Raw genomic sequence first — 21,672 nt, 5'->3', positions numbered from 1 at the left:
TTCTCGATGATTTCCGCGCCCGCGAAGCTCTCCGAGATCTGGGTTTTTCTCGCGCAGTCGCCGCTGCTGTGGCTGTCGCTCACGCTGCTCGCGTACCTGGGGGCGCTGTGGCTGCACCGGCGCAGCGGCGCGAACCCGATGGTCAATCCGGTGCTGATCTCCGTCGTCGTCATCGTGACGGTGCTGCTCGTCACGCGCACGCCCTACGACACGTATTTCGAAGGCGCGAAGTTCGTGCACTTCCTGATCGGCCCGGCGACCGTGGCGCTGGCCGTGCCGCTCTACGGCCAGATCGCGCGGCTGCGGCGCTTGTGGCTGCCGATCGGTGTCGCGCTGCTGATGGGTTCGGTGGCGGCCATCGTCTCGGCCATCGGCATCGCGTGGGCGCTGGGTGGATCGCACGAACTGATCATGTCGCTTGCGCCGAAGTCGGCCACCATGCCCATCGCGATGGGCGTGGCCGAGAAGATCGGCGGCCTGCCGTCGCTGGCCGCGGTGGCGGCTGCGGTGGCCGGCATCTCGGGCGCGATCATGGCGACGGGTCTCCTGAACCTGCTTCGCATCAAGGAGCCCGCGGTGCGCGGCTTCGCGGTCGGCATGGCGGCGCACGGCATCGGCACCGCGCGGGCCATCCAGGTCAACGAGACGGCCGGCGCGTTCTCGGCGCTCGCGATGGGGCTGAACGGCATCGCGACGGCGCTGCTGGTGCCGTTGCTGGTCAAGCTGCTGGGTGCCTGACCAGGGCCTGCTCCCCCTGCATCGCCCGCGCTTCGCCGCGCAGCCAGCAGCCTTGCGCCTCTTCGCCACGCGCGGGCAGCCGCACGCCGATCATCGAGGGCGAGCCCATCGCCTCACCTTGCCTGACCGTCACGAGCGTGGCCGCATCGCCCGCCAGCGCCTGTTCGCGCAGGCCCCAGGCGAGCGCCGCTGCAGCGATGCCGGTGGCGGCATCTTCCGGATAGCCGGACGAGCGCGGAAACTGCCGCGCGCTGACGACCGGGCCGTTGCCGTCGGCGAGCGCAAAGGGGTAGAGGCCGGTCGATGCGAGCCGGTCGCACAACGCCTCGACGCTGCCCAGGTCCACGCGCAGCGAGTGCAGCGCATCGAGGCTTTCCAGGCGAACCAGCGTCTTGACGCGGCTCGTGGCCGAGTTGAGCACCGGGCCGACGATCTGCCGTATCTCCACACCCAGGCAGCGTGCGATCTCCTGCACCAGCGCGTCGCCGACGACTTCCACTCGGGCGTTCGGCTGGCTGATCTCGACGGTGCCCTGCATGTACCGGCCCTGGACGGTGCCGCTCAGTGTCTCGACGGCCACGGGCTCGCCGTTCCAGAGGCCGCGCGCGTGCAGCAGCCAGAGCGCGCCGAGAGTCGCGTGGCCGCACATCTCCATCTCGTGGCGCGGCACGAAGTAGCGCATGCGGAACTGGTGATCGGCGCTCGACGGCTTCAGCACGAACACCGACTCGTGCCCGCTCAGGCGCGTGTGTTCCTGCATCTGCGCGGTGGTCATGTCGTCGGCACCGAGCCAGACGGGCGCGGGGTTGCCGCCGGTGTCGGCGCCGGGCAGGGCGAATACGCGAACGAGCTGCATGGTCATCTTTTCATCTCCTCAGTCGGCCTTCGCGTTGACGGCGCGGGCGATGCCGCCCCAGAGAGCGATGTCGGCATGGATCTTCTGGGCGAACGCTTCGGGGCTCAGGCTTTGCGGCGCCACGCCCTTGGAGAGCATGTCTGCGCGCAGGTTGCGGTCTTGCAGCACCTTGTCCAGCGCGGTGCGCAGGCGTTGCAGCACGTCTTTGGGCGTGGCGGCGGGCGCCATGAGGCCATACCAGAGCTCGGGCTTGAAGTCCTTGATGCCGGAAGCCTCGAAGGTCGGCAACTCGGGGAACACGGCCGAGGGCTGGCTGATCGCCAGCGCACGCATCCGCGAGGCGCGCACCTGCGGCGCCAGCGCGACGGGGTTGTCGAACAGCGCCTGGATCTGGCCCGCCATCAGGTCGGTCTGCGCGGGCGCTGCACCGCGATAGGGAATGTGCGTCATGTCGATGCCGGTGCGCTGCTTGAAGAGCTCGGCCGCCAGGTGGCTCGCGGTGCCGTTGCCGATGCTGCCGTAGTTCAGCGCGCCGGGCTTGGCCTTGGCGTAGCGGATGAATTCCGCCAGGTTCTTCACCGGCAGTTCGGGCGACACCACCAGCACGAAGGGCGTGGTGCCGAGCGTGCCGACCGGCGCGAGGTCCGCCAGCGGGTCGTAGGGCAGCTTGGGGTACACGGCCTGCGCCGAGGCGATGGTGGTGGTCGTCGCGGCCACGAGCGTGTAGCCGTCGGGCGCCGCCTTGGCCGCGTAGCCGGTGCCGACGGTGCCGCCCGCGCCGGCGCGGTTGTCGATGATCACCGGCACGCCCAGCTCGGCCTGCAGCTTGACCTGCACCGAACGGAAGATCACGTCGGTGCCGCCGCCCGCGGGAAAGGGCACGACGATGGTCACGGGCTTGGCCGGGTAGGCGGCGTGCGCGGCCGCTGCGGCTGTCAGCACACCGGCCGCCGCCAGCTTGAGGCCGGCGCGCACGAGGGACGAGGGGTTCATGAGGTTCCTTGCAGGATCGACGAGGGGATGCGGGCTAGTCTTGTCGAACGCGCCCCCGGGAGTGCGCCGGATCGCGACACCCGCGCGCACGAAAGCGACATTGGCGACAATCGGCCCATGCCACCGAAAGACGCCCAGCCCGGCCTGCGGATTTCGCCGTTCATCGACCGGCTCGCCCACAAGGCGACGATGGTGGCGAACGCGCGCGAGGGCTATGCGACCAGCACGCATGCGCACGATTGCGACATGCTCTTCGTGCCGCTGGCGGGCCGCTTCGACATCGTCGATGCGCAGGGCGATGCACTGCAATCGTCGCCCGGCCACTTTCTCTGGTTCGCCGCCGGCGCGGCCCATGCGACGAGCGCGCAGACGTTGCGGCAGACGCACGTCGCGGTGTACGTCGATTCCGAGTTCTGGGAGATGGCGCTGCGCGCCCAGGGCGTGCACGCGCCGATGCAGGGCATGCGCGCCGGGAGCGCGGCGCTCACCACGCTGTCGCAGCAGATGCTGTCGCTGGCGCAGGCGGGCGAAACCGACGAGCGGGTCGTCGCGCATTGCGGCGCGCTCGTCATGGAAGCGGCGCGGCTCACGGCCCACCCGCTCGTGCAGCCGAACGACCGGGGCGCGCCCGCGCAGGTGCTCGCTGCGCTGCTGGCCGACGACATCGAGGCCGACCTTTCTCGCGCGCTTTCGCTGGATGCATTCGCCGAGCGGCACCGGCTCTCGCGGCGGCAGGTCGAGCGGATCTTCAAGACCGCCTTCGAGGTGTCGCCGCTCGAATTCCAGCAGCGCAAGCGTCTGGAGCGCGCGCGCTACCTGCTCGAGACCACGGACGACTCGGTGCTCTCGGTCGCGCAGCAAGTGGGGTGGGAGTCGGGCTCCTACCTCTCACGCATGCTAGGCAAGGCCTGGGCCGTGACCGCCGCGCAGATCCGCGCTGCGGCGCCAACCAGAAGCTGACCCCACAACCCATCACGGAGAACGACGACCATGTCCGAATACACCGCAGAAGTTCTGTGGCAACGAGGCGAGCAGGACTTCCTGGCCAACACCTACAGCCGGCGGCACTCGCTGCGCTTCGACGGCGGCGCGGAATGGGCGGGCTCCTCGTCGCCGCACGTGGTGCCGCTGCCGTTTTCCGATGCGTCGGCGGTCGATCCGGAAGAAGCCTTCGTCGCGTCGCTGTCGAGTTGCCACATGCTGTGGTTTCTCACGATGGCGGTGAAGCGCAAGTTCTGCGTGGACCGCTACTTCGATGCGGCGAGCGGCGTCATGGAAAAGAACGCCGAAGGCAAGATGGCGATGACCGTGGTCACGCTCCGGCCCGAGGTCACGTTCTCCGGCGAGAGCCTGCCGACGCGCGAGCAGATCGCGCACCTGCACCACCGCGCGCATGAAGAGTGCTTCATCGCCAATTCGGTGAAGACCGATGTGCGCTGCGAGCCGGTTTATCGGGCCGACTAGCAACGGCACAGGGTGCATGCGCGCCTTTGTTCAGGGGTGTGCGCAGGCCATCGGGTATTCCATTCTTGCAGTTGCAAGCGCGGCATCGATCCGGTCTTCGCGCTCAGTGCTTGCCGTGCGCCTGTCGCGGCTTGCCGAACAGATCGCGCAACTCGTCCTTCGCGGCTTCGAGCCTGCTGCGCTGCTTGCGCGGCAGCGTGTCGCCGGCGCGGTTGATGTAGAAGCTCAACATCGACATGGCCGAGCGGTACGGGTCGCTCTTGCGGCGGTCGCTGTGCTCGGCGGAGCGCTTGAGCGAGCGCGCGATCCTGCGCGGGTCGGTGCCGGCGAAGACGCGTTTCTTCAGGTCGAGCGCGTCGCTTTTTTCAGTGACGTGGCGGGACCACTTGTGGGTGGCGGTGGTGGGCATGGGGGTCATCTCCTTTGCTTGAACGAGCCATCGATGCGTTCAAGCTAGGTGACGGGCCATGGCGGCTGCGTCAGCCGGTCATGGCCTCCCGTGTAGGCGTATTCAGCGGCGCTGAAGCCGCGGATTCTTGGCAAACAACTCCGCCGCCCAATCCACGAACGCCCGCACCTTTGCACTCAGATGCCGGTTCGGCGGATAGACCACATGAATCGGCAGCGGATCGCGGCTCCAATCCGGCAGCACTTCGACCAGCTCACCGCTTTCCAGATGCGGCTCCGCCATGAAGGTGATGCACTGCGAAATGCCGAAGCCACCGAGCACTGCAGCGATGTGCGCGTTGCTCTCGTTCACCGACACCCGATAAGGCCCGTTCAGCTCGATGCGCTCGTCGCCCTTGTGGAATTCGTGCGGGTAGATGCGCCGCGTGGTGCCCGAGAAGTAGCTCACCACCGTGTGGCGCTTCTCGATGTCGTTCGGATGCGCGGGCGTGCCGTAGCGCTTGATGTACGCGGGCGAAGCCACCGTCACGAAGTGCAGGGTGCCGATGCGCCGGGCCACCAGCGACTGGTCGCTGAGCTCGCCGGCGCGGATCACGCAGTCGACGTTGTCGCTGATCAGGTCGACCGTGCGGTCGCTCACGCCCAGGTCGACCTGGATGTCGGGGTAGCGGTCGCAGAAGCTGGCCAGGTTGGGCAGGATGATCTGCCTGGCCACCGACGTGCCGACATCGATGCGCAGCCGCCCCGTGGGGCTGGCCTGCGCATTGGTCATGCTGGCCTCCATGTCGTCGAAGTCGTTCAAGAGGCGCGCGGCGCGTTCGAAGTACGCGGCGCCGTCGGGCGTGACCGTCACGCGGCGCGTGGTGCGGTTCAAGAGCTTCACGCGCAGGCGCGATTCCAGCGCCTGGATCTGCTTGGTGACCGTGCCCTTGGGCAAGGCGAGCGAGTCCGCTGCCCGGGTGAAAGTGCCGGCCTCCACGACGCGGACGAAGATGCGCATGGCCTGGATTTGATCCATCGAATGCCTGTTCTGGTGCCCGGCCCACGCCGGAGGGAGGCGGATTCTCACACAAGGCGGCCAACCCCCCGTGGCATACGGATTGTTAGCCGTTTGGAAACAGAGTGGGGCCAGAGTGCCTGTTTCATGTCACACACGGCGCCTTATATTTCAACCATCGCCCATCCCCCTGAGGTCGCCCATGTCACCCGTTCCATCGTCCCGTTCTGCCGAAGCCGCCGCCGCAGCCGCTGCGGTGCAAGGCGTGGAAGCCGATCTTCTGATCGAGCTGCCCGGTCGCGAACCGGTGGCCGCCCGTATCTACGGGCAACGCGCCAAGGGTGACACGGCCCCGCTGGTGCTGCACTTCCACGGCGGCACCTTCGTGTGCGGCGGCCTGGACAACGGGCGCAACGTGGGCCGGCTGCTGGCCGGCGCGGGTGCCGTGGTGGTTTCGCTGGCCTACCCGTTGGAACCGTTCCCTGAACCCATCGAAGTCGGCTATGCCGCCCTCGAATGGCTCTACAAGCAACGCACCAAGCTGGGCGGCAAGGGCGCGCTGGTCTATCTGGCCGGCGAGGAAGCCGGTGGCAACCTGGCCGCCGCGGTGGCACTGATTGCCCGCGACCGGGCCCATCCGCCGCTGGCAGGCCAGATCCTGCTGTCGCCGATGCTGGACCCGTGCGCAGGCACTGCGTCGCTGCGCAAGGCGACCAACGATGCGGCCGAATGCCGCTGGGCGAGCGGCTGGGAAAAATACCTGAGCTGCCCGTCGAACGCCACGCACCCCTATGCGGTGCCCAGCGGTTCGCTGCGCCTGGCCGCCCTGGCACCGGCCCTGGTGCTGGTGGGGCAAGACGACGCGATGCGCGACGAGGCCATGACCTTCGCCGGTCGCCTGCGCGCCGCCGGCATCGAGGTCACCAGCAGCGTGCTGCCCGGCGCGGCGAACTGGCCCAAGGCGCTGTACGACCCTGACAACGAAGGTTGTCGGGACTGCGCGGCCAACGTGCAGCAGCACTTTCGCGAGTTCTTCAGCGCCACGACGCCGCCACCTCCCGCGCAGCCTCCCGCAGCGCCCGAGCCCAGCTAGACCCGCAAGAGTCAGCACCGCCCACTGACAGCCGCCGCCTCCCCCGAGGCGGGCGTCCGGCCCCTCTTTTCCCTGAAATCCGCCTCCTGTCGCCAAAAGCGACGGGGTGGCCTGTTGCATCCCAAAAAGTCATCGAGAAGGACGAAACATCATGTCGAACAACGAACAACAAAAGCTGTCTTCCACCGCCCGCAAGGGACTGTGGCCCGCCGTGACCGGCCTGACCGCGCTGCTGGCCGTGGCCGCCGCGGTGGTGGGCATGTACAGCTTCAAGGCCGAGGCCACGGCGCCGGTCGCGGCGCAACAGGGCACGCCGGTGTCGGTGGCGGTCGTCGCGTCGAGCCAGATCAATGCCTGGGACGAGTTCTCGGGCCGCCTCGAAGCGGTCGAGCGCGTCGACGTGCGATCCCGCGTGGCGGGCGCCGTGCAGGCGGTGCACTTTCGCGAAGGCGCACTGGTCAAGCAGGGCGACCTGCTGATCACCATCGACCCCGCACCGTACGCCGCCGAGGTGGAGCGTGCCGAAGCGCAGGTCGCATCGGCACAAGCCCGCCAGGCGTTCAGCCGCAGCGAGCAGGAACGTGCCCGCCGCCTCTGGGACGAGCAGGCCATCGCCCAGCGTGAACTGGACGAGCGCGTGAACGCCGGCCGCGAAGCCGAAGCCAACCTGCGCGCGGCACAGGCCTCGCTGCAGACCGCACGCCTGAGCCTGGGCTACACCCAGGTGCGCGCGCCGGTGTCCGGCCGCATCGGCAAGCTCGAAGTGACGGTGGGCAACCTCGTCGCCGCGGGCCCTGGCGCACCGGTGCTGACCACGCTGGTCTCGGTGAGCCCGATCTACGCGAGCTTCGATGCCGACGAGCAGGTCGTCACGCGCGCCCTGAAGGACCTGCCGGCCAACGCCGGCGCACGCGGCCAGATCGACACGATTCCCGTGCAGATGGGCACCGCCGGCCTGGAGGGCACGCCCTTCACCGGCAAGCTGCAGCTGATCGACAACCAGGTCGACGCCCGCAGCGGAACCGTGCGTGTCCGTGCTTCCTTCGACAACAAGGACGGCGCGCTCATCCCCGGCCAGTTCGCCCGCATCCGCATGGGCCAGGCGCGCAACGACACCGCGCTCCTGGTGAGTGAACGCGCCATCGGCACCGACCAGAACAAGAAATTCGTGATGGTCGTGGGCGAAGACAGCAAGGCCGTCTACCGCGAAGTGGCGCTGGGCGCATCGATCAACGGCCTGCGCGTCGTGAGCAAGGGCCTGAAGGCCGGCGATCGCGTCGTGGTCAACGGCCTGCAGCACATCCGCCCGGGTGCCCTGCTGGCACCGCAGAACGTGACGATGGACGCCAAGGCGGACGCGGCCAAGCAACAACAACCGGAACGCGTGGCGGAAGCCGCGAAGTCCTGAATCGAATTCGATGAACTCGGAGGGGACGCTTTTGCGTCCGCCGGAGAACCAACATGAATCTCTCTAAATTCTTCATCGACCGGCCGATCTTTGCCGGCGTGCTGTCGCTATTGATGCTGATAGCCGGCCTGATCGCGCTGCGCGGGCTGCCGATCTCGGAGTACCCGGAAGTCGCGCCGCCTTCGGTGGTGGTGCGCGCCCAGTACCCCGGCGCGAACCCGAAGGTGATCGCCGAAACAGTGGCCACGCCGCTCGAAGAGCAGATCAACGGCGTCGAAGGCATGCTCTACATGGGCAGCCAGGCAACGACCGACGGCGTGCTCACGCTCACCGTCACGTTCCGCCTGGGCACCGATCCCGACAAGGCCCAGCAGCTCGTGCAGAACCGCGTCTCGCAAGCCGAGCCGCGCCTGCCCGAGGAAGTGCGGCGCCTGGGCATCACGACCGTCAAGAGCGCGCCCGACCTCACGATGGTGGTCCACCTCGTGTCGCCGAACAACCGCTACGACATCAATTACCTGCGCAACTACGCGGTGCTGAACGTGAAGGACCCGCTCGCGCGCATCGAAGGCGTGGGCCAGGTGCAGATCTTCGGCGGCGGCGACTATTCGATGCGCGTCTGGCTCGACCCGCAGAAGGTCGCGCAGCGCGGCCTCTCGGCCAGCGACGTGGTGGCTGCGATCCGCGGCCAGAACGTGCAGGCCGCGGCCGGCGTGGTCGGCGCTTCGCCGGGCCTCTCGGGCGTGGACATGCAGCTGTCGATCAATGCGCAAGGGCGCCTGCAGAGCGAGGAAGAATTCGGCGACATCATCGTCAAGAGCGGCACCGACGGCGCCGTGACGCGCCTGCGCGACATCGGCCGCCTGGAGATGGGCGCTGCCGACTACTCGCTGCGTTCGCTGCTGAACAACGACCCGGCCGTCGGCATGGGCGTGTTCCAGGCACCGGGCTCCAACGCGCTGGACATCTCGGCCAACGTTCGCAAGACGATGATCGAGCTCAACAAGAACATGCCCGAAGGCCTGGAATACCGCATTGCGTACGACCCGACGCAGTTCGTGCGCGCGTCCATCGAATCGGTGATCCACACGCTGCTCGAAGCCATCATGCTGGTGGTGCTGGTCGTGATCCTGTTCCTGCAGACCTGGCGCGCCTCGATCATTCCGCTGCTGGCCGTGCCGGTGTCGGTGATCGGTACTTTCGCGGTGCTGCACATCCTCGGTTTCTCGATCAATGCGCTGAGTCTCTTCGGGCTGGTGCTGGCGATCGGCATCGTGGTGGACGACGCCATCGTGGTGGTGGAGAACGTCGAGCGGAACATCGAGGCCGGGCTCACGCCGCGCGAGGCGACCTACAGGGCGATGCGCGAAGTGTCCGGGCCCATCATCGCGATCGCGCTGGTGCTGGTGGCCGTGTTCGTGCCGCTCGCCTTCATCAGCGGCCTCACGGGGCAGTTCTATCGCCAGTTCGCGGTGACCATCGCGATCTCGACGGTGATCTCGGCGATCAACTCGCTCACGCTGTCGCCCGCGCTTGCAGCCCTCTTGCTGCGCGGCCATGACCAGCCGAAGGACGCATTGACGCGCGGCATGGACAAGGCCTTCGGCTGGCTCTTCCGCGGCTTCAACAAGCTGTTCCATCGCGGTTCGGAGGCCTACAGCGGCGGCGTGAAGAACGTCATCTCGCGCAAGGCGCTGATGCTGGCGATCTACGTCGCGCTGATCGCGGTGACCTTCGGCCTCTTCAAGGCCGTGCCCGGCGGCTTCGTGCCGGCGCAGGACAAGCAATACCTCATCGGTTTTGCCCAACTGCCCGACGGCGCCACGCTGGACCGCACCGAGGACGTGATCAAGCGCATGGGCGAGCTCATGAAGAAGAACCCGAACGTGGAAGACGCCATCTCGTTCCCGGGCCTGTCGATCAACGGCTTCACCAACAGCTCCAACTCGGGCATCGTGTTCGTCACGCTCAAGCCCTTCGACGAGCGCAAGCGCGCCGACCAGAGCGGCGGCGCAGTCGCCGGCCAGCTCAACGGTGCTTTCTCCAGCATCCAGGACGCATTCATCGTGATGTTCCCGCCGCCACCGGTGGCGGGCCTGGGCACCACGGGCGGCTTCAAGCTGCAGCTGGAAGACCGCGGCTCGGTCGGCTACGACCAGATGGACCAGGCTGTGAAGGCCTTCATGGCCAAGGCACAGGCCGCGCCCGAACTGGCCGGCATGTTCACGAGCTGGCAGGTCAACGTGCCGCAGCTGTATGCGGACATCGACCGCACCAAGGCCCGCCAGCTCGGCGTGCCGGTGACGGACATCTTCGACACCATGCAGATCTACCTGGGCAGCCTGTACGCCAACGACTTCAACAAGTTCGGCCGCACGTATTCCGTGCGCGTCCAGGCCGATGCGCCTTACCGCGCCCGTGCCGAAGACGTGGGCCTGCTGAAGGTGCGCTCCACGACTGGCGAGATGGTGCCGCTGGCCGCGCTCATGAAGGTCAATTCGACCTTCGGCCCGGAACGCGCCATGCGCTACAACGGCTACCTGGCGGCCGACATCAACGGCGGCCCGGCGCCCGGCTATTCGTCGGGCCAGGCGCAGGACGTGATCACCAAGATCGCGGCCGAGACGCTGCCCAAGGGCGTGAGCTTCGAGTGGACCGAGCTGACCTACCAGGAAATCCTGGCCGGCAACTCCGCCTTCCTGGTGTTCCCGTTGGCCATCCTGCTGGTGTTCCTGGTGCTGGCCGCGCAGTACGAGAGCCTGACGCTGCCGATCGCCATCATCCTGATCGTGCCCATGGGCATCATGGCCGCGATGGCGGGCGTATGGATATCGGGAGGTGACAACAACGTCTTCACGCAGATCGGGCTGATCGTGCTGGTGGGGCTGAGTGCGAAGAACGCGATTCTGATCGTGGAGTTCGCACGGGAGCTGGAGTTCGCCGGACGCACGCCCATCCAGGCCGCGATCGAAGCGAGCCGCCTGCGCCTGCGCCCGATCCTGATGACCTCGCTCGCCTTCGTGATGGGTGTGCTGCCCCTGGTGCTCTCCACCGGCGCGGGCTCGGAGATGCGCAAGGCCATGGGCGTGGCGGTGTTCGCCGGGATGATCGGCGTGACGGCCTTCGGCCTGTTCCTGACGCCGGTGTTCTACGTGCTGATGCGCCGCCTGGCGGGCAACAAGCCGCTCAAGCTGCATGGCGAAGTGCCGCACGGCGAGGAGTTCGTCTCGGCGGGCCATCCGGCCGCCCCGGCTCCGTCGTCGTCGCACGGTGGTTCCGGCGGTGGCGGGCTGCACCCGGTGCCGGCCTCGCCGCGTCCCTCGCACGAGTCGCATGACTGATCGCACGACCGATCAAGAAGAAAGTTCATCATGAAATTCGCATTCCAACCTTTGGTTCGCAACGCCTTGCTGCCGCTGGTGGCAGCCCTGGCGCTGGCCGGCTGCGCGACGGTGCCCTCCGGCGTGCCGGAGATCCAGACCACCGCGCAGTTCAAGGAGCAGGGCGCCACGCCGCCCGCCGGCTTCACGAAGGCATTGCCTTCCGAGGCGCAGGCACGCGGCGCCTGGTGGCTGGCGTTCAACGACCCGGTGCTCAATGCGCTGGTCGAGAAGGCCGACGTCAACAACAACAACATCCAGGGCGCAGCGGCGCGGCTGGCCGAGGCCCGCGCGCTCGCACGCAGTGCCAACGCCGACCGGCTGCCGCAGATCGGCCTGGGCGCGGGCGCCAACCGCGGCGCCGGCCTGGACAAGGCCACGGCCAGCGTCTCGCCGGCCACGATGACCAACATCGGCGCCACGTTCTCGTACGAAGTCGACCTGTTCGGCCGCCTCTCGGGCGCCAGCAACGCGGCCAAGCTCGATGCCGCCGGCCGCGAAGGCCTGCTGCAGAGCACGCGCCTGGCGGTGCAGGCCGAGGTGGCGCAGACCTACCTGCAACTGCGCGCGCTCGACGCCGAACGCGCACTGATGCGCGAGACGGTCGAGGCCTACAGCGACACGCTGCGCCTCACGCAGCGACGCCAGGCGGCCGGCGACATCGCCGAGCTGGACGTGGCGCGCGTGCAGACCGAGGTGTCGTCCACCGAATCGGACGCGCTGGCGCTCGATCGCCAGCGTGCCCAGGTCGAGCACGCGCTCGCGGTGCTGGTGGGCGACTCGGCTTCCAGCTTCGGCGTGCGCACCGACGAGTGGGCGACCGCGCTGCCGGCCATTCCGCCGGGCGTGCCCGGCACGGTGCTCACGCGCCGGCCCGACGTGTCGGCCGCGCAGAACGCGGTGCTCGCGGCACAGGCCCGCGTGGGCGTGGCGCAGACCGCGTGGTTCCCGGACATCTCGCTGACCGGCGCCGCCGGCTACGCCTCGCCCGAGATCGGCGACCTCTTCAAGTGGTCGGCCCGGTCGTGGGGCGTGGGCGCGCTGCTGTCGCTGCCGATCTTCGACGGCGGCCGCCGCGAGGCCGGCCTGCAGGGCGCCAACGCCCAGCTCGACGGCGCGATCGCCAGCTACCGCACCCAGGTGCTGGTGGCGTTCCAGGAGGTCGAAGACCAGCTGGCCGCGATCCGCATCCTGCAGGAGCAGTCGGTGGTGCAGGCCAAGGCGGTGTCGTCGGCCCAGCGGGCGACGAGCCTGTCGGACACGCGCTATCGCAATGGCTACATCAGCCAGCTCGATCTGCTCGACGCACGCCGCAGCGAGCTGCGCAACCGGCGCCAGGCGCTGCAGGTGAAGTCGGCGCAGTACCAGGCGGCCGTGGGCCTGATCCGCGCGATCGGCGGTACGTGGGAAGTGCCCGCAGCAACCGCTTCGGCTACAACGACGCAGAAGGTGGCGACGCGCTGATCTTCTGGAGCTCCGCGACGCCCAGGGCCAGGGCGTTGGAGTAGGTGGCCTGCGGCTTGGCCGCCGAGCGGAACACCCGGTAGTCGAGGGTGTCGTGAAGGTCTGAATGGCCGCTGTTGTCGAGGGCTTCGAGCAGGGTCCAGTAGAACTGGCCCGGCTCGCGTTCCTCGACCGTGAGCGCCAGGTCGTTGAGAGCGGGCATGGGTCCGTGGTCGCAAGGCATTGAGGTGTCTTGTATACGGACAAACGACGGCCCCGGATTCAAAATGCAACCGCATCCATTGCGCCCTGCGTGAAAGATGCCGCATTTCCGCCGACCGATTCGGGGCTCCCGGCGCTCAACGACAATCCGCCCCATGAGTTCAACGGCGAAAAGCAGGCCGGCGCGGTGCGTCATGGTCCTGGGCACCACCAGCGGAGCCGGCAAGAGCTGGCTGGCCACGGCGCTGTGCCGCTGGTATGCGCGGCGGGGCCTCAAGGTGGCGCCCTTCAAGGCGCAGAACATGAGCAACAACGCCCGCGTGGTCGATGGCGGCGAGATCGGCAGCGCCCAGTATTTCCAGGCCCTGGCCGCCAATGCCGTGCCCGACGTGCGGATGAACCCGCTGCTGCTCAAGCCCGAGCGCGACACCCACAGCCAGGTCGTGTTGATGGGGCAGGTGAGCGAGGCGCTCTCCGCCTTGCCCTGGCGCGGCCGCAGCGAACGCGTGTGGCCGCAGATCGCAGAGGCGCTCGATGCGTTGCGCGCCGAGAACGACGTGGTGGTGATCGAGGGCGCGGGCTCGCCGGCCGAGATCAACCTCATGGCCAGCGACATCGTCAACATGCGCGTGGCCCGCTACGCCGAGGCGCGCTGCCTGCTCGCGACCGACATCGACCGCGGCGGCGCATTCGCCCACCTCTACGGCACCTGGGCGCTGCTGCCCGAGGCCGACCGGTCTCTCTTGCACGGCTTCGTGCTCAACAAGTTTCGCGGCGATGCCTCGCTGCTCTCGCCCGCACCCGAGAAGCTGCAGGCGCTGACCGGCGTCGCCACCGTCGCGACGCTGCCGATGTGGTGGCAGCACGGACTGCCCGAGGAAGACGGCGTGTTCGACGACCGCAGCCGCGCGAGCGGCAAGGTCACCCGCACGGTGGCGGTCATCGCCTATCCGCGCATCAGCAACCTGGACGAATTCCAGTCGCTCAAGAACGTGCCCGGCGTGCGCCTGGTCTGGGCGCGCACGCCCGCCGACGTGGCCGGCGCCGACTGGATCGTGCTGCCCGGCTCCAAGCACACGAGCGGCGACCTGGCCTGGCTCCGCGCGCAGGGGCTGGACAGTGCCGTGGCCGCGCATGCGGCGCGCGGCGGCGTGGTGCTGGGCATCTGCGGCGGGCTGCAGATGCTGGGCGAGGCGCTGGTCGATCCGCACGGCATCGACGGCAATGCGCCGGGCCTGGGCCTGCTGCCGCTGGTGACGGTGTTCGAGCGCGAGAAGACCGTGCGCCATCGCACCGCCACCTTCGGCGCGCTCGCCGGCGACTGGGCCGCGCTGTCCAACGTGCCGATGGCCGGCTACGAGATTCACCACGGCCAGACCGCCGCCCACCCGCAGATGGCGCAGGACGGCCAGGCCGTGATGCCCGAGGGGCTCGCCTGGCAGAACGCGCGCGGCAACGTGCTCGGCCTGTACCTTCACGGCCTCTTCGAGGATGCGGCGGTGCTGCACGCGCTGTTCGGCGCCGCCGCGCCCACGCTGGACAGCACCTTCGACGGCCTGGCCGATTTCATCGACACCCATTTCGACGCCGGCGTGCTTGCCGGCCTGATTGAATCCGCATGAACGACACCATTCCAACCATTCCCGACCTCACCGACAACGCGCTGGCTGCACGGCTTCAGCACGCGATCGACAACAAGACCAAGCCGCTGGGCGCGCTGGGCAAGCTGGAAACGCTGGCCCTGCGGATCGGCACGATCCTGGGCAGCGAAGCCCCGGTGCTCGAAGCGCCGCAGATGCTGGTCTGCGCGGGCGACCACGGACTGGCGGCGCGCGGCGTCTCCGCGTTTCCGAGCGACGTGACCTGGCAGATGGTCGAGAACTTCCTGGCCGGCGGCGCGGCCGTGAGCGTGCTGGCGCGGCAGCACGGGTTGGCGCTGACGGTGGTCGATTGCGGCGTGCGGCGCGACTTCCAGCCTCGTCCGGGGCTGGTCTCGCGGCGGATTGCCGCGGGAACGGCGGATGCGTCGGCCGGGCCGGCGATGACGGCCGAACAATGCGCGCAGGCCATCGCCAACGGAAGAGACGTGGTGCACGTGCTGCCGGGCAATGCCTTGCTGCTCGGCGAGATGGGCATCGGCAACAGCTCGTCGGCCGCGCTGCTGCTTTCGCGGCTCGCGGGCCTGGACGTCGGCGCCTGCACCGGCGCCGGCACCGGCCTGGACGCCGCGGGGCTGGCGCGCAAGCGGGACGTGCTGCGCGAAGTACTCGCACTGCATGCGGCTGCGACCGGGCCGCTGGACGCGCTGGCCGCGTTCGGCGGCTTCGAGGTCGCGACGCTGGTCGGCGCCGTGCTGCAGGCGGCAGAAGAGCGCCGCGTGATCGTGGTCGATGGCTTCATCGCCGGCGCCGCGGTGCTCGTCGCGCAGGCATTGCAGCCGCACGTGACGCAGCGCTGCGTGGCCGCGCACAGCTCGGCGGAGCCCGGGCACGCGCTGCTGCTGAAGCACCTGGGGCTGGAGCCCTTGCTCCATCTGGACCTGCGCCTGGGCGAAGGCTCCGGCGGCGCACTGGCCTGGCCGCTGCTCGAATCGGCCTGCCGCATCCTGCGCGAGATGGCGAGCTTCGAGGCGGCGGGCGTGTCGCGCAAGGACGCATGAGCCGCCGGGCCGCTCCCAGGACGAACACCGCGGCGCGCAGCGCGAAGGTTGCCCAATGCGCCCGATGAACGGCGTTCGCCACTTCCTGCTGGCACTGCAGTTCTTCACCCGAGTGCCGGTGACGGGGGCGCTCGCGGCATGGGTCGGTTTCAGCCCGCAGATGCTGCGCGCGAGCGCGGCGCACCTGCCCGGCATCGGATGGCTGGTGGGCGGCGTGGCTGCGCTGGTCTTCGTGGCCGTGGGCGTCGGATTGCAGGGCGTCGCAGGCGCTGTCGCCGCGGCGGTGCTGAGCACCGTCGCCACCGTGATGCTGACCGGCGCCTTCCATGAGGACGGCCTCGCCGACGTCGCCGATGGCCTGGGCGGCTCGGCCCAGCGCGACCGGGCGCTGGAGATCATGAAGGACTCGCGCATCGGCGCCTTCGGCGCGGCTGCGCTGGTGCTCGCGCTGGGCCTCAAGTTCGCGCTGCTCGCCGCGCTGGCCGGACGCGGGCTGGAGACGGTGGCCGTGGCGATCGTCGGCGCGCATGTGCTGTCGCGGCTGGCGCCGCTGTTCCTGATCCGCTGGCTTCCCTATGTGGGCGACAGCGGGGCGAGCAAGGCGAAGCCGCTGGCCGATGCGATCAGCGGCGGCGCGCTGGTCATTGCGCTGCTGTGGTCGATTCCTGCCGTGGCGCTGCTGCTGTGCGCGCATGACGCCGCGCACGTCGCCGCCGCATTGCTGGCCGTCGTCCTCGCGGCGGGCTGGATGGCGCGTCTCTTCCTGCGGCGCTTGCAGGGCTTCACTGGCGATGGACTGGGCGCCACCCAGCAGGTCTGCGAACTGGCGATCTATCTCGCGCTCACGTGGCAGGCATGAGAAAGCTCTGGCTCCTGCGCCACGCGCCGGTGATTGCAGAGCCGGGGCTGTGCTACGGCGCCACCGACCTCGAAGCGGAAGCCGAGGCCACACTGGCCGCCGCGCAACGCATCGCACCCTTGCTGCCCGCCGGCATCGCGCTGCGCAGTTCGCCGCTGCGGCGCTGTGTCGCGCTGGCCGAAGCCATCGCGGCGCTGCGCCCCGACCTGGCCGTGCAGCACGATGCCCGTCTCGCGGAGATGAGCTTCGGCGCGTGGGAAGGGCGGCCGTGGTCCGCCATCGCGCGCGAAGAGTTCGAGGCCTGGACCGGCAATTTCGCCGACGGCATCGCCGGTGCGAACGGCGAGAGCGTGCGTGTCTTCATGCAGCGCGCGGCCCAGGCCCACGACGAATGGCGCTCGGGCGAGGGTGATGCGCTGTGGGTCACGCATGCCGGCGTGCTGCGTGCGGTGACGCTTCTGCAGCGCGGCATTCGCTGCCCCGCGACCGCAGCCGATTGGCCCGCCGGCGAACTCGCATTCGGCGGCTGGCTGACCTTCGAGCACCCACCCATCGGCTGACAACTACCCCCGCGCAAACCACAGTTCGAAGTGGTTGAAGCGCACGTTGTTGCACAGCTTCGATGCCAGCTCGGTCATCGCGGGCGCTGGAGTGACTTGGCTCGCCGTGGCCGTCCGCACCCGCTCCAGCGCCGCGGGCGAGACCTTGTCCTTGCAGTAGCGCACGCTGTTCTGCCTGGGCGTGTTCTGCGCCGGCACCAGTTCGATGCCGGGCACGATCATCCCGGCCTGCCGCAATCCCTCCGAGGCCCGGGTCGCGGCCGGCCAGTCGGCCCGGTCGCCGACTTGCAGGTAGATGCGGATCGGCAGCGTCGCGCTGTCCAGCGCCGCCGCCACGAGGCTGGGTGCGGCCGCCGCCGGGGCCGGCTCGGCAGCAACGCTCGCCGCGGCCGGCGTTCCCCACGCCTGCATCGCCGAGAGCCCCGCCTGGTCGAAGAAGCTGTAGATCGCCTGGCTGGCCACACGCTCCTCGGGCGTGGCGTTGGGCCGGTTGCCGGCTTCGGCGGTGCTGCGGAACAGCGCGACGATCTGCCCCGACACCTGCTTGTCGATGCCGTCGCCGGCCGAGAGGCTGTTGAGCAGCACGATCGCCATGTCCACCTGCGGACGCTTGTCGGAGGTGAGCAGGGGGCCGAGCTTGAGCAGCATGTCCGCGTCGCGCCGGCTGCGTTCGGCGAGCTCGCGGCGGGCGATGTCTTCCTGGTCGAAGTAGCGCTGCAGCTTGGTGAACCCCGTGGCTACAAGGCCGGCGAGCACGGTCGTCAGGAGCCAGAAGCCGACCTTGGAATCGCCGAAGGCCGAGAGGCGGTCCATCAGCGTGGGCGGCCCCTTCGGCGCGGCGAGGGACTTGCGCACTTCCATCCGGAAGTACTCTTCCTCGCGAATGTCCTGCTGCTGCTCGGGCGTGAGTGCCATGGCGTCTGCCTCCTCCACGCATGGTGGTGGCGTGCAGTGTGTGCCTCTGCCGGCCGTTGCACATCCATCGTTGGAGGTAGTGCGTTGGAGGCGGGCGGGGCCCGCCGGGCGCCCGTCAGCTCAATTCTTCTGCCGCCACTGTTCTCGCCAGAGCTTGTCCAGCTGCGGTGCCAGTGCCTGCGGTGGCGCGCCCACGAGGGTGTTCTTTCCGTTGCGCTGCGCGAGCCCGTAGATGCGGCCCGAACCCTGGTCGTAGAGGGCGATCGCGTTGTTGTCGAAGCAGTCGTGCGGCTTGCAGAAGGCGTGCAGCACGTAGCGCGTGCCGTCCACGGTGACCCACTGCGGCTCGGGCGCCGGGCCTTCGCGGCGCACCAGCCAGCGGTCGTTTTCCTTGGCGCCCAGCGCGGCGCGCCAGGCTTTCTGCATCGCGGGGCCTTGTGCGAGCGCGGCTGGGCTGCCCGTCGGTGGAGATGGCTGCTTCGTGGCGGCCGGCTCCGCGGGCGGCGTCGCGGCGCGCGCCGAGCCGTCGCATCGCCAGTAGCGCAGCTTCATCAGTTCGGGGCCCAGTTGCCCGGCCACAGGCCTTGCGGCGTCGAGCGTGATGGACTGGCCGCCCGCCTCGCGAAAGACCAGGAAGGTCAGGGCCCCGGCCTTGCCCACGTTGCTCATCAGGGCGACGTCGAAGCGCGCCGGCGGCTGGCTGTTGCCGAAGAAGCTGTGGGCCGACTCGGGCGCCCGGCCGACCACGCGGCGCTTGCCGCTTTCGACGATCAGCTGGTCTTCGCGCACCTGCAGCGTGGGCGCGGACGCATCGGCGCACGCGGTCGACCAGCGCCCGCCGTAGGCCGCCATGGCGTCGGGCGCGAGGCCCTTGCCGCCTTGCTGCGACCAGGCCGCAACCGGCAGGAAAGCGGCTGCCGAGAACAGGGCGGCGGCCAGCAGGGCGCCGTGGTTTTTCGAGGTCTTCATTTGCAGGGTGTCAGGCGGTTTTCGGGGCCGGTGTCTTGGGTTTGAAATCGCAGTACGCGGCCACCGCGCACTCCCAGCAGCGCGGCTTGCGCGCCACGCAGATGTAGCGGCCGTGCAGGATGAGCCAGTGGTGCGCGTGCAGCCGGTATTCCGGTGGGACGCGCTTCTCCAGCTTGAGTTCCACCTCCAGCGGTGTCTTGCCCGGCGCGAGCCCGGTGCGGTTGCCCACGCGGAAGATGTGCGTGTCGACCGCCATGGTCGGCTCGCCGAAGGCCACGTTGAGCACCACGTTGGCGGTCTTTCGGCCGACGCCGGGGAGCGCCTCGAGCTCGGCGCGCGTCCTGGGCACCTGGCCGCCGTGCAGCTCGACCAGCATGCGGGAGGCTTCGATCAGGTGCTTCGCCTTGCTGCGGTAGAGGCCGATGGTCTTGATGTAAGCCTCCAGCCCCTCGACCCCCAGGTCGTAGATCGCCTGCGGCGTGTTGGCCACCGGGAAGAGCTTGCGCGTGGCCTTGTTCACGCCCACGTCGGTGGCCTGCGCCGAGAGCAGCACGGCGGCCAGCAGCTCGAAGGGGGTGTCGTATTCGAGTTCGGTCTCGGGCGTGGGGTTGGCCGCCTGCAGGGTGGCGAAGAAGAGGGGGATGTTGTCTTTTTTCATGGGGCTCGGGGGGCGCCGCACGCGTCTGCCCGGGGGCGCAGCGCTGCGACAGGCGCAATATATCGTTGAAAGACGATAGCCTTACGCAGCATTCATGCACCCGCCTTTCGCGACAATGACGCCCAGAAAGTGAGACTGACCATGCAATTCGCCTCCCGCCTCGACAACGTCGAAACCTCCGCCATCCGCGAACTCTTCAAGCTGCTCGGCAAGCCCGGCATCATCAGTTTTGCGGGCGGTTTTCCGGACAGCGCGATGTTCGACGTCGAGGGCCTGAAGGAGGCGAGCCAGAAGGCGCTGACCGAGGAGCCCGGCGGCGCACTGCAGTACGGCGCCACTGAGGGCTACGAGCCGCTGCGCAGCCAGCTCAGTGCTTTCATGAAGACCAAGGGCGTCGATGTGGACCCCAGCGGCCTCATCGTCACCACCGGCAGCCAGCAGGCATTGGACCTGCTGGGCAAGACGATGATTTCCCCGGGTGACAAGGTGATCGTCGAGGGCCCGACCTTCCTGGCCACCATCCAGTGCTTTCGCCTCTACGGCGCACAGCTCATCAGCGCGCCCATCGACGCCAACGGCGTGAAGACCGACGAGCTGGAGAAGCTCATCGCCGAGCACAAGCCCAAGTTCGTCTACCTGATCCCGACCTTCGGCAACCCCAGCGGCGCGATGCTGACGCTGGAGCGCCGCAAGAAGGTGCTCGAGCTTGCCGTGAAGTACCAGACGCTGATCGTCGAGGACGACCCGTATGGCGACCTCTACTTCGGCGAAGCGCCTCCCCCTTCGATCCTCGCCCTGAGCAAGGATGTTCCGGGCAGCCGCGAACTGCTCGCGCATTGCGGCAGCCTGAGCAAGGTGCTGAGCCCGGGCCTTCGCATCGGCTGGATGATCGCGCCGCCCGAGCTGCTCGCCAAGGCGACGATGTGCAAGCAGTTCAGCGACGCGCATACCAGCACCTTCTCGCAGGCCACGGCCGCGCAATACCTCAAGAGCGGCCGCATGCCCGCCACGCTCGCGCATGTGCGCGAGGTCTACGGCCAGCGCGCGCAGGCCATGGGCGCGGCGCTGAAGCGCGAGCTGGGCGACGCGGTGAGCTTCACGCAGCCCAACGGCGGGTTGTTCTTCTGGGCGCGCCTGACGGGCGCCAACGGCAAGCTGGCCGATGCGAACGAGTTGGCCAAGCGCGCGATCGAGAAGCTCGTGGCCTTCGTGCCCGGCGCGCCGTTCTTCGCCGAGAAGCCCGACGTGGCGACGCTGCGCCTGAGCTTTGCGACGGCCGATGTGGCCAAGATCGAAGAGGGCGTGAAGCGCCTCGGCCAGGCCCTGTAAACCCTCAGGGCGAGCGATGCAGGCGGGGCGCCGCCAGCAGGTCCAGGTTCTCGGCAATGGCCGTATCCACGTTCGGATAGCGGCCTTTCATTTTCGAGAGCGTCATGATGGTCTGCAGCGCCTTCAGGTCCTTGACCGAGGGCCCGACCTTGATCTGCGCGATGGCCGCGGAAGCGTTGCCGCCGTTCACCAATGCCATCACCTTGCTTGCCCAGTCGTTTGCGCGCGCCATGTCTTTCACCTGCTTTCCATTGAGCCGCCGACTGTACACATGACAGCCGGGCGGCCGGGAAGTCAATCGCCGCCGGGCCGCGCCAAGGCGATTGAGCCTTCCCCTTTTGGGGTGGCGAAGCACACGAAGTGGCGACCCGGGGGCATTGGTTACCATCCACCATGAGAAAAACCTTTCAGCTCCAGGTCGAGGGCAAGCACCCCGACCGTCTCGTCGAAGCCATCAAGCACGAGATCGCCAAGTACATCAAGCGCGAACGCCGCCGCGACCTGCCCGAGGGCAGCGACTTCTGGGACTTCGATTGCAAGTTCGGCGCGTCGGCGGAAACCGCCGAAGTCGCCCAGCTGCCGGCCATCAACAAGCTGATCGACGGCATCGTGAAAGAGGCCGGCAAGCAGTTCTATATCGAGATCCTCGCCAAGCCCGGCAAGCGCACGCCGCGCCCGGCCGGGGAGCGGGCCGAGGAGCCGTCCGAAGAAGACTGACCCT

The 21,672-nt window shown here is 68.7% G+C and carries 22 protein-coding genes; 13 read left to right on the top strand and 9 right to left on the bottom strand.

All coding sequences use genetic code 11. The features are described 5' to 3' along the window. The first annotated feature begins 9 nt into the window (after positions 1 to 9). On the top strand, positions 10 to 738 hold the full coding sequence (locus tag BM133_RS09160) for an LrgB family protein (protein WP_093435201.1): 729 nt from the start codon (positions 10 to 12) through the stop codon (positions 736 to 738). Here BM133_RS09160 and BM133_RS09155 read toward each other — a convergent pair. Continuing rightward, positions 719 to 1,600 (bottom strand): PhzF family phenazine biosynthesis protein, encoded by an 882-nt coding sequence (locus BM133_RS09155; RefSeq protein WP_093433158.1) that lies wholly within the window; start codon positions 1,598 to 1,600, stop codon positions 719 to 721. The two genes, BM133_RS09160 and BM133_RS09155, sit on opposite strands and share 20 nt — an antisense overlap. Before the next feature lie 12 nt (positions 1,601 to 1,612). Next, positions 1,613 to 2,587, bottom strand: a complete 975-nt coding sequence (locus BM133_RS35125; protein WP_177224765.1) for a Bug family tripartite tricarboxylate transporter substrate binding protein — start codon at positions 2,585 to 2,587, stop codon at positions 1,613 to 1,615. Between the two features lie 117 nt (positions 2,588 to 2,704). On the opposite strand from BM133_RS35125, the gene BM133_RS35120 reads away from it, so the two are divergent. Beyond that, on the top strand, positions 2,705 to 3,547 hold the full coding sequence (locus BM133_RS35120) for a helix-turn-helix domain-containing protein (protein WP_177224764.1): 843 nt from the start codon (positions 2,705 to 2,707) through the stop codon (positions 3,545 to 3,547). Between the two features lie 30 nt (positions 3,548 to 3,577). Continuing rightward, positions 3,578 to 4,051: an OsmC family protein gene (locus BM133_RS09145; protein WP_093433154.1), complete on the top strand. Its 474-nt coding sequence runs from the start codon at positions 3,578 to 3,580 to the stop codon at positions 4,049 to 4,051. 103 nt (positions 4,052 to 4,154) lie between these two features. Here the strand turns inward: BM133_RS09145 and BM133_RS09140 are convergent, their stop codons facing one another. Together BM133_RS09140 and BM133_RS09135 are read right to left on the bottom strand one after the other, a co-directional pair. Next, positions 4,155 to 4,460: a DUF3175 domain-containing protein gene (locus BM133_RS09140; protein ID WP_093433153.1), complete on the bottom strand. Its 306-nt coding sequence runs from the start codon at positions 4,458 to 4,460 to the stop codon at positions 4,155 to 4,157. A gap of 102 nt (positions 4,461 to 4,562) precedes the next feature. Next, the gene (locus BM133_RS09135) at positions 4,563 to 5,477 is read right to left on the bottom strand and encodes a LysR family transcriptional regulator (RefSeq protein WP_093433151.1); all 915 of its coding nucleotides are present in this window, start codon (positions 5,475 to 5,477) and stop codon (positions 4,563 to 4,565) included. 181 nt (positions 5,478 to 5,658) lie between these two features. Here BM133_RS09135 and BM133_RS09130 point away from each other — a divergent pair, with 181 nt between their 5' ends. From BM133_RS09130 to BM133_RS09115, 4 genes are all read left to right on the top strand, one after another. Then, positions 5,659 to 6,549: an alpha/beta hydrolase fold domain-containing protein gene (locus BM133_RS09130; protein WP_093433149.1), complete on the top strand. Its 891-nt coding sequence runs from the start codon at positions 5,659 to 5,661 to the stop codon at positions 6,547 to 6,549. 151 nt (positions 6,550 to 6,700) lie between these two features. Further along, positions 6,701 to 7,957, top strand: coding sequence for an efflux RND transporter periplasmic adaptor subunit (locus BM133_RS09125; RefSeq protein ID WP_093433148.1), 1,257 nt, complete (start codon positions 6,701 to 6,703; stop codon positions 7,955 to 7,957). A 53-nt stretch (positions 7,958 to 8,010) separates the two neighbouring features. Further along, positions 8,011 to 11,298, top strand: a complete 3,288-nt coding sequence (locus tag BM133_RS09120) for an efflux RND transporter permease subunit (RefSeq protein ID WP_093433146.1) — start codon at positions 8,011 to 8,013, stop codon at positions 11,296 to 11,298. A 30-nt stretch (positions 11,299 to 11,328) separates the two neighbouring features. Continuing rightward, a complete protein-coding gene (locus BM133_RS09115) occupies positions 11,329 to 12,801 on the top strand; it encodes an efflux transporter outer membrane subunit (protein WP_093433145.1) in 1,473 nt (490 codons plus the stop codon). On the opposite strand, the gene BM133_RS09110 is transcribed toward BM133_RS09115, so the two are convergent. Continuing rightward, positions 12,770 to 13,003, bottom strand: a complete 234-nt coding sequence (locus BM133_RS09110) for a hypothetical protein (protein ID WP_093433143.1) — start codon at positions 13,001 to 13,003, stop codon at positions 12,770 to 12,772. The two genes, BM133_RS09115 and BM133_RS09110, sit on opposite strands and share 32 nt — an antisense overlap. 154 nt (positions 13,004 to 13,157) lie before the next feature. Between BM133_RS09110 and BM133_RS09105 the strand changes: the two genes are divergently transcribed. The 4 genes from BM133_RS09105 to BM133_RS09090 all read left to right on the top strand — a co-directional run bounded on the left by BM133_RS09105 (position 13,158) and on the right by BM133_RS09090 (position 17,080). Beyond that, positions 13,158 to 14,624 (top strand): cobyric acid synthase, encoded by a 1,467-nt coding sequence (locus BM133_RS09105; RefSeq protein ID WP_093433141.1) that lies wholly within the window; start codon positions 13,158 to 13,160, stop codon positions 14,622 to 14,624. Then, positions 14,621 to 15,661 carry a nicotinate-nucleotide--dimethylbenzimidazole phosphoribosyltransferase gene (cobT, locus tag BM133_RS09100; RefSeq protein ID WP_093433139.1) on the top strand — a complete coding sequence of 347 codons (1,041 nt, stop codon included), beginning with the start codon at positions 14,621 to 14,623 and terminating at the stop codon, positions 15,659 to 15,661. Before BM133_RS09105 ends, cobT begins: the two co-directional genes overlap by 4 nt. A 64-nt stretch (positions 15,662 to 15,725) precedes the next feature. After that, positions 15,726 to 16,520 carry an adenosylcobinamide-GDP ribazoletransferase gene (locus BM133_RS09095; RefSeq protein ID WP_093433138.1) on the top strand — a complete coding sequence of 265 codons (795 nt, stop codon included), beginning with the start codon at positions 15,726 to 15,728 and terminating at the stop codon, positions 16,518 to 16,520. Then, positions 16,517 to 17,080: a histidine phosphatase family protein gene (locus BM133_RS09090; RefSeq protein WP_093433136.1), complete on the top strand. Its 564-nt coding sequence runs from the start codon at positions 16,517 to 16,519 to the stop codon at positions 17,078 to 17,080. Before BM133_RS09095 ends, BM133_RS09090 begins: the two co-directional genes overlap by 4 nt. A 3-nt stretch (positions 17,081 to 17,083) precedes the next feature. On the opposite strand, the gene BM133_RS09085 is transcribed toward BM133_RS09090, so the two are convergent. The 3 genes from BM133_RS09085 to nth form a co-directional block, all read right to left on the bottom strand. Continuing rightward, the gene (locus tag BM133_RS09085; RefSeq protein WP_093433135.1) at positions 17,084 to 17,995 is read right to left on the bottom strand and encodes a hypothetical protein; all 912 of its coding nucleotides are present in this window, start codon (positions 17,993 to 17,995) and stop codon (positions 17,084 to 17,086) included. Between the two features lie 120 nt (positions 17,996 to 18,115). After that, the gene (locus tag BM133_RS09080; RefSeq protein WP_093433134.1) at positions 18,116 to 18,964 is read right to left on the bottom strand and encodes an Ivy family c-type lysozyme inhibitor; all 849 of its coding nucleotides are present in this window, start codon (positions 18,962 to 18,964) and stop codon (positions 18,116 to 18,118) included. Positions 18,965 to 18,974: 10 nt separating this feature from the next. Continuing rightward, a complete protein-coding gene (gene nth / locus BM133_RS09075; RefSeq protein WP_093433132.1) occupies positions 18,975 to 19,622 on the bottom strand; it encodes an endonuclease III in 648 nt (215 codons plus the stop codon). 141 nt (positions 19,623 to 19,763) lie between these two features. On the opposite strand from nth, the gene BM133_RS09070 reads away from it, so the two are divergent. Beyond that, positions 19,764 to 20,951, top strand: coding sequence for an aminotransferase-like domain-containing protein (locus BM133_RS09070; RefSeq protein WP_093433131.1), 1,188 nt, complete (start codon positions 19,764 to 19,766; stop codon positions 20,949 to 20,951). 4 nt (positions 20,952 to 20,955) lie between these two features. On the opposite strand, the gene BM133_RS09065 is transcribed toward BM133_RS09070, so the two are convergent. After that, positions 20,956 to 21,183: a hypothetical protein gene (locus tag BM133_RS09065; RefSeq protein WP_093433129.1), complete on the bottom strand. Its 228-nt coding sequence runs from the start codon at positions 21,181 to 21,183 to the stop codon at positions 20,956 to 20,958. A 161-nt stretch (positions 21,184 to 21,344) separates the two neighbouring features. Between BM133_RS09065 and BM133_RS09060 the strand changes: the two genes are divergently transcribed. Next, positions 21,345 to 21,668 carry a DUF6172 family protein gene (locus BM133_RS09060; protein WP_093433128.1) on the top strand — a complete coding sequence of 108 codons (324 nt, stop codon included), beginning with the start codon at positions 21,345 to 21,347 and terminating at the stop codon, positions 21,666 to 21,668. The last annotated feature ends 4 nt before the right edge of the window (positions 21,669 to 21,672 follow it).

The organism is Variovorax sp. 770b2 (assembly GCF_900115685.1).
Classification (GTDB): Bacteria; Pseudomonadota; Gammaproteobacteria; order Burkholderiales; family Burkholderiaceae_C; genus Variovorax.
This window is presented reverse-complemented; position numbering and strand designations above follow the sequence as displayed.